Here is a 12455-nt window from a genome sequence, read left to right as displayed (position 1 = left end):
AGTTCTCACGATTCTATAGGGGCTGTTAAGCACTAAGTAATTGAATAATGACGAACGAGAACCTTATCGCCTACCTTGACCGGGCTAATGGCCAACCCGGTGAACTACTTCTCTTTATTCGCCCCCTCACGGACTCCGTGCATTGGGCAAAGGCTTGGGCCCAGGCCCCCGAACCGGACACCACGTCCGCAATGAACGGCTATTCTCTCTACCTGATTCGGAACCCCGAGCAGTACGTCGGGATAGTGGTAGCCATGGGCGAATCGGACCTACACTGGTTGGTGCTGCCGGCGCATCGGCGCCAGCGCTACCTGAGTACTGCCCTGCGTGAGGTGATTCTGCCGCACTTGCTGCAGGACCGACAAACCCAGCAGGTATCCATCAGTAAGAACTTTGGGGAGGAAGAATTTGAGGCCTCCGAGTGGGTGGCCCGCGCCGCTGGATTTGTGCGGGAGTCCGTAGGGGAGCATGACGGGGAGAACCAAGTGACGATGCGCTTTACGCCGGTAGATTGGGAAGCTCTTCCCGTCTTTGATGGCCGTAACCAGCCCCTGAGCGAGGAGGAACTGCTGCAACTGCGCTACCAGTTTGTGTATCACGCCAATTGCCTACGCGTGCTAGGAGCAGAGATAAACGCCCGGCTAGGAGATACCGATTTCACCGCCCAACTCAACAACCTGGCCAGTCAGGTGCACAGCTTGGGAATAAAAACGGAGGATAGCAATTGGAGCTTGAAAGGGCGGGAGTAGGCAGAGGTTATTGGACTACATCGTAGTTCCACAGCTGTTAGTAGCCTGGGTTGAAACTTAAGTCCTAACGCGCTTAATTATCGACCCTAATTATTTGCCATTCATTTGATGCTACCCTTATCGATAACGTTTCCTAATCGCTACCTATCTGAACAAAGAAAAAGCCACCGTTTTGGTGGCTTTCCGTTATAAGTTATGATAAGGGAAGATTATCATAACTTATTCCAAACATACACAGATTATTAAATATCGTATCGCTGGGAGTTTTATCGGTCATACGGGTTTTGTTATTTCATGCCTGTATACAGTGATGCCGACATGTGAGGCTTGTCCGGAAGTTGTCGCAGATAGAGAATTATGAGGGGCCGTGTAAGGGCGGGGCAGGCCGACCGACTACGGCTTCAGATTCACCAATCTTGCTGCTAACGCCAAACCCATGAAAATTCTTGCCTTGCTCGTCCTGACCATCCTTGCCGGAGGGGCCGCCGTGCTGACGGCCTTCACTACGCTGATTCCGACCCTGCTGCCGGTGGCTACTTACGCGGTGGCCGCCGCCGGCCCCGTGGTGGACCACAGCGGCTATGACCGGCTGCTGAAAAAGCATGTGAACGAGCAGGGCCTGGTCAACTACAAAGGCTTCAAGGCCGACGAGAAAGAATTCAACCAATACCTGGCGCTGCTGAGCCAGAACCCGCCCGCGGCCAGTTGGAGCAAACAGGAGCAAATGACGTACTGGATAAACGCTTACAATGCCTACACCATCCGGCTAATTCTGAATTACTACCCCGTCAGGAGCATCAAGGACATTGGCTCCGCCATTCAGATTCCCTTCGTCACGACGCCTTGGGCCGCGAAGTTTTTCAGCATCGGGGGCGAGAAGATGAGCCTGGACAACATCGAGCACGGCACGCTGCGCAAGAAGTACGACGACCCGCGCATCCACTTCGCGCTGGTGTGCGCGGCCCTGAGCTGCCCGCGCCTGCGCAACGAAGCGTACACAGCCGCCCGCCTCGATGACCAGCTCGATGACCAGGGCCGCGATTTTCTGAACAACCCGGCCAAAAACAGCATCAGTCCCGGCAAGGCACAGCTCTCCAAATACTTTGACTGGTACAAGGGCGACTGGACCAAAGATGGCCAGTCGGTGGCCAAATGGGTAAACCGATACTCGAAAACGAAAATCGACGAGCAAACCCCGGTCACCTTCCTGGACTACAACTGGAAACTCAACGAACAATAGGCCGCCGGCACGTCGGACCGGCATGCTTTAGTCCTTGAGTAGGGATAACAAGCACGGGCTACGATTTCCGGCAAAACTGAGGCCTGCCTGGATATTTAGTTAGCAGGATAAGGAAAGACTGGCCCTGCATCCAGCCTTTCCTTTTTGCTGGCAATCAGCGATGGTGATACGCCCATGCGGCCGGCCTGCTCATAGCGGCGGCAGGCGTTGGCGCACTCCTGGCAGGGACGCACAAGCCCACAGCGGCTAGGCTTGTTGCCAGAAACTTCCGGCCGGGCTCTCGCCTTTTAAACTGCTACTAGTTAAATGCATACCGCAGCCCTACTTGCCCCTGCCAGCGCGAGTTAATGGGGTCGGTTTGCCAGGGCGTGCCGCCCGGATTTTTGAATTGGTAAACGGGCTGTCTGTTCTCGATGCGCACAAAATCGAGCAGGGCGTAGCCCGAGTTGTTGATGTTGGGCACGAAGTACTGGCGGCCCCAGTCCTTGTTCAGAAGGTTGCTGAAGTTGATAAAGTCGAAGGAAACTTCCAGGCGCTGGCTGCCGGCTTTGGTTACCGGCAGCTTGGCCGTGAGGCGCAAATCGAGCTGTTGGGTCCAGGGGGTGCGGGCGCCGTTGCGCTCGGCGTAGCGGCCGCGCCGGCCGGCGAGGTATTCATCGTTGGCAATATGTTTTTCCAGCTGGTCGTACTGCTGCTGGGCCGTCACCAGCACGGTCCCTTGGGTGTTGGTGATGTTGGCTAGGTTGATTTCGGAACGGTTGCGCGGCACGTACAGCAAGTCGTTTTTGGCCGAGCCGTCGCGGTTCACATCGCCCTCGTACACAAAACTGAACGGGCTGCCCGAGCGGGCAAGGTAGATGAGGCTGGCCGAGACGGCGGTTTTCCCCCACAGGTTGAGGTTGTAGGAGACGTTGCCGATGAACTTGTGGCGCAAGTCGAAGTTGGAAAAGGCCAGCGCGGGGGTGTTCGCGACCAGCGACTGGTTCCACTCGTAGTTGGCGGCCGGCGACACGCGTACCCCGTTCACGAGGTCCTTGCTCTGGCCGTAACTGTAGCCGGCGGTGGCATCGAGGTGGTTCGGGATGCGCTTGGTGAGGGTGAACGTGGCGTTGTAGTTGTAGCCCTGGTTGGTGTTCGACATCACGAAGACGTTGGTAAACGCGGGGTCGATTTTGGCGGCGCTGCCGGTGGTGGCGAAGTAGGGCCGGGTGTCGGCGCCTTCGAAGTTGAGCTTGTTCTCTCGGAAATTGATGGACTGAAACAGCATACCGGTCACCACCTTTGAAAAGAGGCCCTCGGCGGTGAAGGTGAAGTCGTAGGGCAGCTTCACGTCAAACGCCAGGGTCGATTTCCAGTCGCGGGGAAGCTTAAAGTCGTTGTCGATGAGGTTGATTTCGGCGATGCCGGGCTGCACCGACTGCAGCGCCGACAGGTCCTCGGCAATGGGCAGCACGCCGGTGGGGCGGAAGTCGATGTTGTTGTAGCGGTTGCCGGAGACGTAGTGGGCGTAAGCATACCACACAAACGGGATGCGGCCCGTGAACAGCCCCGAGCCGCCGCGCAGCTGCATGGTGTTGGCCTCGTTGAGCTGGTAGTTGAAGCTCAGGCGGGGGTTGACCTGCGGCACGCCGCCGAACTTGTTCTGGTACCGGGCAAACTCCGGGTTTTTGAATACGGCCGGGTTGACCGGGATTTTATCCGGGTGCACCTGCATGTCGAGGCGCACGCCCACCTGCACGTTGAGGCGGTTGCTGACGCGGTAGTCGTCCTGGCCGTAGAGGCTGAGCAGCATCACCCGGAAGTTGGCCGAAGGCAGGCCTTTGTTGAAGTCGGCGTCGTTGTTTTCGGTGTTGTACACCCCGCGCACGCGGTTGGGGCGGTCGTTCAAAAACGCATCGACCGAGGAGTACTGCCAGCGGCCGTTGAAGGCGGTGAGGAAGCGGTACTCGATGTTGTTGAGCTCGTTGGTGGTGCCCACCGTGAGCGTGTGCCGGTTTTTGAAGAAAGTCATGTTATCGGTGAGCTGGGTGGTGCTCAGGCTGGAGCCGTACACGGCGGCTTCGCGGTAGGTGCCGGCGAAGATGGATGTGGCAGTGTTGTAGTTGATTTCGAGGTGCGGGAAGATGCGCCCGTCGTAGCTGCGGTTTTCCGACACCGTGTTCAGGCCCACAATCAACTGGTTGGAGAGCTGGTTGCTGAACGTGCTTTTCAGCTCGGCCACCAGGCTGTTGGTGCGGCTGTGGTGGCGGAAGCCCTGGTTGCCGAAGTTGAGGACCGTGGCCGAACGTTCGAGGTTGTCGGCGAAGCCGGTCACGTAGTTGTCGCGCAGACTGAGGCGGTGCTTATCGGAGAGGTTGTAGTCGAGACGCAGCAGAAACTTGTCGCTGTTGCGCTGAATGGTGGCGGTGCCAAACGTGCCGGGGTCGTAGCCGTACCGGGTTATGAGGTGGTTGCTGATTTGCTGGGCTACTGCCAGCGGCACGTTGGCGTCGGGCTGGCCGGGGGCGTAGAGCACCGGCTCCTCGCGGCGCTGGTTTTCGTAGTTGCCGAAGAAAAACAGCCGGTTTTTGATAAGGGGGCCGCCCAGGCTGAAGCCCGATTGAATGTCGTAGTACCTGGAAATGGGCGTGCGCAGCTCATCGACGCTCTTGCCGGTGATAAGCTGGTTGCGGGCAAAGCTGTAGACGCTGCCCTTGAATTGGTTGGTGCCGCTCTTGGTGACGGCGTTGATGTTGGCCCCCGTAAAATTCCCCAAGGTGACGTCGAAGGGTGCGATGACGACGGAAATCTCCTCCAGCGCGTCGATGGAAATGGGCTGGGTGCCGGCCAAAGCGCCGGGCGTGCCCGACGCCACCGAGCCGGCGGCGCCGCTGGCCGGCTCCTGAAAGCCGAGCACGTCGTTGGTGGCCATGCCGTCGATGCTCAGGTTGTTGAAGCGGTAGTTGGAGCCGCCGAAGGAGTTTTTGTTGCCCTGGGGCATGAGCCTGGTCAGGTCGCCCAAGCTGCGGTTCAGCGTCGGCACGTTTTGGATGGCCTGCTGGCTGAGGTGGTAGGCCTGGCCGTTTTTGTCGGCCGTGAACGGGTCGCTCTTGTTGCCCACCACGGCCACTTCGCCCAGCTCCGTTGCGGCTTCGACCAGGATAAATGCTTGCCGCGCCACTTTGCCCAGGCTCAGGAACAGGTCGTCCTTGCTTTGGGCGGTGTAGCCCACAAAGCTGACCTGCACCGCGTAGGGCCCGCCCGGCTTGAGGTTGTTTAGCCGGAACTTGCCGCCAGGGTCCGATTGGGTGCCGTTGCGGGCACCAGTCGGCACGTGAACGAGGACCACGGTAGCACCCAGAATCGGAGCGCCGGTTCGGTCGTTTACCAGGCCTTCGTACGCGCTGGTGGTTACCTGGGCCCACGATAAAGTTGACAGGAAGCAGCCGATAAGTAGCAGATAAATCTCTCTCATGCAGGCGTTTAATAGAGCGTTGCTAGCAGTTCAAAAAGAGTAAGTTCCTCGCCCAAGGGGATAAAAAGAGCTATTATTAGGGAGTAGCAGCCTGGCCGCCCAGCCTAGACCGTGGCGCCGCCGCAGCTGGAGCCGGCGCCGGCGGTGCAGCCGTAGCAGTGCTGATTAACCACGATGGCGCGCCGGCTGAGGGCCGCCGCGTCGAAATGGCGGATGTGCTGCACCGGGCTGGCCACATACAGGTCCAGCATCTGGTTGAAGTCGCAGTCGTACAAGCCGCCGTCCCAGCCCACCGAAATGGTGGTGCGGCACATCACGCCGGCCGCCGCCACTGGATTGAAAGCATTCACCAGCTTGTCCATGTAGCCGGCGTAGTTGCCGGACTCGATGAGGTAGTCGAGGTAGCGGCTCACCGGCAGGTTGGTAATGGCAAACAGCTCGTTGAACACAAGGCCGTGGTCCTTTAGCAGCACCTTTTTGAACTGGTCCTGCAAACCCTTCTGGGACCCGGGCAGGAAGGCGCCGGCGGGGTTATACACCAGGTTCAGCACCAGGCCGCTTCCCTCCTGCCCGTAGCCCACGGCGTTGAGCATTTTTAGCGCTTTGATGGAATCCTCGAACACGCCGTCGCCGCGCTGGCTGTCGGTTTTGGCGGCGCTGTAGAAGGGCAGCGAGCTGACTACCTCCACGCCGTGCTTTTTGAAAAACTCGGGCAGGTCGTGGTACTTCTTGTTGGCCACGATGATGGTCAGGTTGCAGCGCACCAGCACCTGGCGACCCAATTGGCTGATTTGCTCCACAAACCAGCGGAAGTCGGGGTTCATCTCGGGGGCGCCGCCGGTCAGGTCCACCGTGGGAATGTTGGACTGCGCCAGCGCGTGGAGGCAGAGCTGCATGGTTGCGCGGGTCATGATTTCCTTGCGGTCGGGGCCGGCGTCCACGTGGCAGTGCTTGCACACCTGGTTGCACATCTTGCCCACGTTGATTTGCAGCACGGCCGGTGCCACCGGCGTGAGCGGAAACAAGCCGGCGCCGCGCAGCTTCGCGTGGAAGCGCGGCAGGTGCTGGCTATCGGCTTCCTCCCGGCTGAGCACGGTCAGCTGAAAGGCGGGGTTGGCCAGTTGATGGCCGGTGGCTTTAAGGGATTTAATCATGAACTGGTAAGTGGAAGCGTAACGGGGCGCGAAACGCGCGGAACCAAAGTCGCCTTAGCAGCAGCTGCCGGTGGTTTCGCCGGTGCTGGCTTGGGTAGCCGAAGCGGGCCCGCAAGGGAACAAGCCGAAGTGCCAGTCTTTGTCGCCGACTACGCGGAAGTGGGCCCCGAACCGGGTGCCCGCCAGCATGTCGGCCGTATTGCCGCAGACGAGCACCGGCCGGCCGGTTTCAAAGTGGTGGTGGTCGTCGAGGGTGAAGCCGTGGGGCTCCTCGGGCAGCGTGCCCAGGTACGTGGCCACCTGGCCGTAGTCCTCGCACTGGTCTTCCAGCGCCAGCTTGAAGGCCCGGATGGTGAGGGAGTAAAACCGGATGTTGCCCACCTTGCGCTCAATCTCGGGGTTGTTGATGGTGAGGCGGCGCTGGCTCACGAGGCGGTAGTCGTTGATGCCCAGCTCGCGCAGCAGGCGGCGGAAATCCTCGGTGTAGAGCGCCCCGCTCAGGCACTCGCCGTAGAGCACCGGGTCCTGGCGCAGGCTTTCGGGAATGCGGCGGTCGGCAAACACGTCGGCAATGAACAGCTCGCCGCCGGGCTTGAGCACGCGGAAGATTTCGCGGTAGGTGGCGGCTTTGTCGGTGCTCAGGTTCAGCACGCAGTTGCTCACCACCAGGTCCACGCTGTTGTCTTCCAGGCCGGCGGCGGCCAGGTCCTCGATGTAGCCGTGGCGGAATTCCACGTTGGGTTGCTGGTAGCCGAACGTGGCCGTGTGCGCGTCGATGTGGCGCCGGGCCACGGTTAGCTGCTCCTCGGTCATGTCTACCCCGATGACGTGGCCGTGCTCGCCCACCAGCTTGGACAGCAAGTACACGTCGCGGCCCGAGCCCGAGCCCAGGTCCAGCACCGTCAGGCCGTCCACGGCCGGCGGCACGCACACGCCGCAGCCGTAGTATTTCTCCAGCACTTCCGACTCCAGCGTAGCCAGGATTTTCTTGTGGGCCGCCGGGATATCGTCGGTGCAACAGGCGTTGGTTTTCAAATCCTGACTAGTGCGCAGCTGGGTGCCGTAGTAGTCCTGCACCTGCTGCTGAGTGTGTTGCTCCATAAAAGCTTACGTTGATAAGCCGGGTGGCAGCCCGGCTTGGTGAGGGAAAGATGATGGGTAAGACCAGGGGCGCGGAAGCCCGTGGCGCCCGGCACCCCGGGGGAAAATCTGCCCACAATGGGGTGTGGCGGAGTGCCCGGGCCAGCCGGCTGGCTCGGGGTGGCTCAGGCTAGCTCGGCGAAAGGCGCCAGCTGCTCCCCTTGTATTCGTACGACAGCAGCCTTTTTTACAGAGACAGCCCGAGTCCCGCCGAGTACCAGCTGACGGCCGCAGCGTTGCGGCCCGCCAGCCGGGTGCCGCCCCCCACCGTAACGCCGAGGTGGTTGACAACAGGCACGTAGAGCGAGGCACCCAGGCTGGTGGTGTTGACCTTGGTTTCCGGAAAGCGGTCGGGCGTGAAGCCGGGCCCCCCGATATCGATGCCGCTGGTGGACGTCTGGTTGCTCACCCAGCTTTCCAGGAAAAAGCGCGGCGCGGCGTACCCGACCTTGGCGCCCAGCAACACGGCGTCGGGCACGTCGTTGGTGCGCAGGCTGTAGCCCCCCTGGCCGTTGACGAACAAGCCGTTGACAAACTTATATTGCAACAGCAGCGAAGGGTCGAGTTGGGTGGCCCGGTTGCCGATGGCGTTAATGATATTTGTGCGGTAGCGGCTTAGCGGCGTGCTCAGCGCCAGCGCGCCCGTGGCCGAGAAGACGCCTGCCTCGCCCTCCGTCTGCAGCGCTCGATAAGCCAGCGCCACGGTGGCGTTCTGCAGGTCGCGCTCGAGGATTTTCTGGTTGTCACTCAATTGCCGGCTTTTCGAGGAAATGTAGGGCAGGTTGGCGATGAGGTCCAGCTTATCGGTCAGGCCATAGGCAGCGTACAGGTTGGCGCTCTCCGTGACGACTGGTTCCTGGCCGGCCATGGCGATGTCCGTTTTCGTCTTGCCCAGGTAAAACTCGTCGTAGCGCTCGCGGGTGTACGACAGGAACACGGAGGAGTGGCCCTGGCCCTGTCGAAAGCCACTAACCAGCTGCTGGGCGAAAACGCGGCCGGGCAAGGTCAGCACCAGGAGCAGGCAAAAGAAAGGCGTGATAAATCGTTTCATGGGTTGGGGTTGGGTTTGGTGGATGTTTTGGAGATTTTTAGAGAAGTCAAATACGATGGCTGATTGTTCTGCTTTTACCTGGGATGCGGGCCGGCAGGAAAGCGGTCGAAGCAAGCTCCTGGTGCAACTGGACAAACCCCGTGTTGCAGCACGCCCTTAAACCGGCCTTGGGGCCCTGCTCCCCCCGGAAGCTTCCCACCGGGAGCAGTCAAGGCGGGGCAGAGTGCCCAGGCCGGCTGGCGCGGGCCAGCTCGGTGAAGGGCGCCAGCTGCTGGGCCGCGAACGTGGCCGGGTAATGTTCCACGCCCGCGAAGCCCAGCGGCAGGTCGGCCTGCTCGTTCGGGACGTAGGCGGTCCGGAACAGGTAGTCCCACACGGTCAGGGTCAGGGCGAAGTTGACGCCGTGGCGGCGTGCCCGGGGCAGCTCCTGGGCGTGGTGCCAGAGGTGGGTCTGGGGGTTGTTGAACACGTACTTGAGCGGGCCCAGCGGGGCGTAGAGGTTGGCGTGGTTGAAGTGGCCGACGGTGAGGGTGAACAAATGCACCAGGAAAAAGTCGGTGAGCCCGAAGCCAATCAGGGCCAGCGGCAGGTACTCGAACAGGCGGTAGACCACGGTTTCGACGGGGTGGTAGCGCAGGTGGGCGGCAAAGCCCATTTCCTCCACCGAGTGGTGCACCTGGTGGAAGGCCCAGAGCCAGTCGACGCGGTGCAGCAGCCGGTGCACGTTCCACTGAATGAAGTCGCGCACCACGAACAGCGTCAGCAGGCGCGCCCACAGCGGCCATTCGCCGATTTCCACGGCCACCAGGTTACGGACGCCCACCAGCGCCAGCCCGTTGCGAAACAGCTGGACGAAGACGTTGGACAGGGCGTTGTAGAGAATGAGGGAGAACAGGAAGTAGTTGAAAAACATGTAGAACCCGTCCAGCCAGAAGTCCTGCCGGAAGGCGCCCTGTTCGCGGCGCCAGGGCCGCAGCAGCTCCAGCAGCCAGAAGCCCAGCGAGAGGGCCACCAGCCAGTAGAAGTAGTTGCCCCAGTGCGGGTGCAGCACTTCGCGCAGCAGGTAGCGCCCGTACCCGCTAAAGGAGTCGAGCACGAGCTGGAAATAGGTGGGGGAGGCGGTTTCCATGGCAGGAGCAGCGTAGGAAGTGAAGGCCGGCGCGCTACTGGCCGCCGGGACGGGCCAGCTGTTCCAGGGCCGCGCGGAATTCGGGGGTGTTGTAGTCGGCCATGCCGTCGTAGCGGTCGGCCACCTGGCCGTCGGGCGTCAGGATAACGGTGGAGGGAATGGACTGCGCATCGAAGGGCGCCGGCAGCGGGGCGGCGGGGAAGTACACCGGAAACGTGTAGCCCCGGCGCCGGAGCAGGGCCTGCGCCCGGGCCGGGTGTTCATCCAGGGAAACCATCACGAAGGCCACCTTTTGGGGGTCGGCCTGCTCGTAGAGCGCCTGAATGCCGGGCATTTCGGCCAGGCAGGGCCCGCACCAGCTGGCCCACAGATTCACGAATACCACCTTGCCTTTCAGCTCGCTCAGGTTCACGGGCTGGCCGGCGAGGGTCAGCAGCGGCACGTTGTGCGGGTACGCCGCGCCGCCGGTGGGCACTACCGGCAGGGCGGCGGACGGGGCCACCGGCGGGGCCGCATTCCACAAGCCGGTGGCCAGCCAGCCGCGCCGCCCCGCGCCCAGCACCACGGGGCGCAGGCCGGTGAGCATAACCAGGGCCAGCCCGACGACGGGCAGCCAGGACAACCCTTTATTACGGTTCAGCATGGGCTTAGCAGAAAAAAGAAACAGCCAAAATCCACCGGCAGCCGGTCAGTGGCCCGTCGGCCGACGGGAGGTCGCCCGACCCGGTCGTTCCTTACAGCAGGCCTTAATTTTTTTTGTGCCCGGCAACGCCCGCCGGTTAGAGGCGTAGGCAATGACACCCGGCGGGCCCGAAACCGGCTTTTTTCGGGCTTATCACCGACTTCACTTGCATCTTCGCGGCATGCCTGCTCCCGCTCCCACCCGGTCTGGTTATGCCCGCCCCGCCCCCCCGGCGGCCGCGGTAGCGACGGTGAGCATCATTATCCCGACCTACAACGAGGCAGCTACCATCCGGGCGTCGCTGGATTTTTTGCGGCGGGCCACGGCCGGTCAGTCCGGCCTGGAAATTATCGTGGCCGACGGGGGCAGCACCGACGACACCCGGCAGCGGGCGCACCGGGCCGGTGTGACCGTGCTGGCCTGCCCGCACAAAGGCCAGGCTGCTCAGATGAATTACGGTGCCCGGCAGGCCCGCGGCGAGCTGCTGTACTTTCTGCACGCCGACTCTTTTCCGCCCCCCGACTTCCTGGGCGACCTGCGGCAAGCCCACCAGCAGGGATATGGCAGCGGCTGCTACCGCCTGGCCTTCGACCACCCTCACTGGTTTCTGCGCTTCAGCGCCTGGTGCACCCGCCTGCCGCTGACGGCCGTGCGCTTCGGCGACCAGAGTTTGTTCGTGACCCGCGAGCTGTTTGCGCAGGTGGGCGGCTTTCGGGAAGAGCTGCTCATCATGGAAGACCAGGAAATCGTGCGGCGGCTGCAGGCGCGCGGACCCTTCCGAGTGCTGCCGCGCGCCGTTACCACTTCGGCCCGCAAGTACCTCGACAACGGCGTGTTCCGGCTGCAGGGGGCTTTTACCCTCATTGCCGGGCTCTATTGGCTGGGGGTGTCGCAGCCCCGGCTGGTGGGCCTGTACCGGCGGCTGATTCGGCAGGACAAGCTGTAGCCTTACCGGCGCTAGGGTCCGGTGGGTTCGACGCTTAATAAGAAGCTGCTATAGAGCGCGCATACTCTACCCTACTATTTTTTTTGAGCCTTTGGCTGCCGCTTCCCAGCTCTTGTTTTCAAGTATCCAGAGGCCGTTTTGGGCAGCTGGTATACGAACTGAGCAAAATCGGGAAAGTGCCTTCAGATGCTATTTTGGCACCTCAAAATTTTTAGTAGGGTAGAGTAGAGAGCGCATTATCGTCCTCGGTTAAAAGTTTGGGCTGATAATCGCATTTGACCAGCAGGGACTAGGTGTATAGTCCCAGAGCATGATGGTGTATTTTCCGGGCTGGAATTTCGCACACAGTTATGGGACAACTACTTCACGGCAGCGCCCGCTTGAGCAGTGGCCGTACGGCGCGCTATCCAACACAGTCAGGAAAGCCTACAAGCGTTAGCTACGCGCCACGGCATCAACCCTAAAACGGTGGCCATATGGCGCAAGCGCCCCACGGTCCAGAACGCCCGCATGGGCCCCACGTCAGCTTCGACGGTACTCACGCCGGAAGTAAAGGCCATTGCCATGGCGTTCCATCGCCACACGCGCTTGCCGCTCGATGATTGCCTCTACGCGCTGCAAGCCACGATTCCGTAGCTCTCGCGCTCGGCGTAGCACCGCTGTTTTCAACGCCATAGCCTTTGCCGAGCTGCTGCCGCAGGCCACCAAAATGCTGGCCGCGATGGCCACATCAGGTGTGCTTACTTCACCCCCGACTACCGCCAGCGCGGCGCGTGACCGCTGCACGCTAGCGCTGCCGGCTCATGGCAGCTTGTAAGCCACGTCGAACGCTAATTGCAGCAGCGACGCCACCTCCTGGTGCTCCACGATGGCCAGCCAGGGCACCTGGCTGGCCATGCGGACTGCTAGC

The 12455-nt window shown here is 61.4% G+C and carries 10 protein-coding genes and 1 pseudogene; 4 read left to right on the top strand and 7 right to left on the bottom strand.

What is annotated here, in order from left to right:
* Window positions 1-47: 47 nt before the first annotated feature.
* Both B9A24_RS01465 and B9A24_RS01460 read left to right on the top strand, forming a co-directional pair.
* Complete coding sequence (locus B9A24_RS01465) at window positions 48-749, top strand: hypothetical protein (protein ID WP_084443354.1); 702 nt, start codon at window positions 48-50, stop codon at window positions 747-749.
* Window positions 750-1185: 436 nt separating this feature from the next.
* Complete coding sequence (locus B9A24_RS01460; protein ID WP_084443353.1) at window positions 1186-1989, top strand: DUF547 domain-containing protein; 804 nt, start codon at window positions 1186-1188, stop codon at window positions 1987-1989.
* A 95-nt stretch (window positions 1990-2084) separates the two neighbouring features.
* Here the strand turns inward: B9A24_RS01460 and B9A24_RS21950 are convergent, their stop codons facing one another.
* The 7 genes from B9A24_RS21950 to B9A24_RS01430 form a co-directional block, all read right to left on the bottom strand.
* Window positions 2085-2222 (bottom strand): hypothetical protein, encoded by a 138-nt coding sequence (locus tag B9A24_RS21950; RefSeq protein WP_159451911.1) that lies wholly within the window; start codon window positions 2220-2222, stop codon window positions 2085-2087.
* A gap of 65 nt (window positions 2223-2287) precedes the next feature.
* A complete protein-coding gene (locus tag B9A24_RS01455; RefSeq protein WP_084443352.1) occupies window positions 2288-5443 on the bottom strand; it encodes a TonB-dependent receptor in 3156 nt (1051 codons plus the stop codon).
* A 104-nt stretch (window positions 5444-5547) separates the two neighbouring features.
* Window positions 5548-6594: an arsenosugar biosynthesis radical SAM (seleno)protein ArsS gene (gene arsS / locus B9A24_RS01450; RefSeq protein WP_084443359.1), complete on the bottom strand. Its 1047-nt coding sequence runs from the start codon at window positions 6592-6594 to the stop codon at window positions 5548-5550.
* A gap of 57 nt (window positions 6595-6651) precedes the next feature.
* Window positions 6652-7698, bottom strand: a complete 1047-nt coding sequence (locus B9A24_RS01445; RefSeq protein ID WP_084443351.1) for a methyltransferase domain-containing protein — start codon at window positions 7696-7698, stop codon at window positions 6652-6654.
* Window positions 7699-7924: 226 nt separating this feature from the next.
* Window positions 7925-8788 (bottom strand): hypothetical protein, encoded by an 864-nt coding sequence (locus B9A24_RS01440; RefSeq protein WP_084443350.1) that lies wholly within the window; start codon window positions 8786-8788, stop codon window positions 7925-7927.
* 208 nt (window positions 8789-8996) lie between these two features.
* Window positions 8997-9917 (bottom strand): sterol desaturase family protein, encoded by a 921-nt coding sequence (locus B9A24_RS01435; protein WP_084443349.1) that lies wholly within the window; start codon window positions 9915-9917, stop codon window positions 8997-8999.
* A gap of 34 nt (window positions 9918-9951) precedes the next feature.
* A complete protein-coding gene (locus B9A24_RS01430) occupies window positions 9952-10560 on the bottom strand; it encodes a TlpA family protein disulfide reductase (protein ID WP_234996903.1) in 609 nt (202 codons plus the stop codon).
* 220 nt (window positions 10561-10780) lie between these two features.
* Between B9A24_RS01430 and B9A24_RS01425 the strand changes: the two genes are divergently transcribed.
* Both B9A24_RS01425 and B9A24_RS01420 read left to right on the top strand, forming a co-directional pair.
* On the top strand, window positions 10781-11545 hold the full coding sequence (locus B9A24_RS01425) for a TIGR04283 family arsenosugar biosynthesis glycosyltransferase (RefSeq protein ID WP_084443357.1): 765 nt from the start codon (window positions 10781-10783) through the stop codon (window positions 11543-11545).
* A 350-nt stretch (window positions 11546-11895) separates the two neighbouring features.
* A pseudogene (locus B9A24_RS01420) lies at window positions 11896-12178 on the top strand (IS481 family transposase); the annotation flags it as partial.
* Between the last annotated feature and the right edge of the window lie 277 nt (window positions 12179-12455).

Source organism: Hymenobacter roseosalivarius DSM 11622, assembly GCF_900176135.1.
Classification (GTDB): domain Bacteria; phylum Bacteroidota; class Bacteroidia; order Cytophagales; family Hymenobacteraceae; genus Hymenobacter; species Hymenobacter roseosalivarius.
Note: the sequence above shows the minus strand (reverse complement) of the source record. Positions and strands in the feature narration are given on the sequence as shown.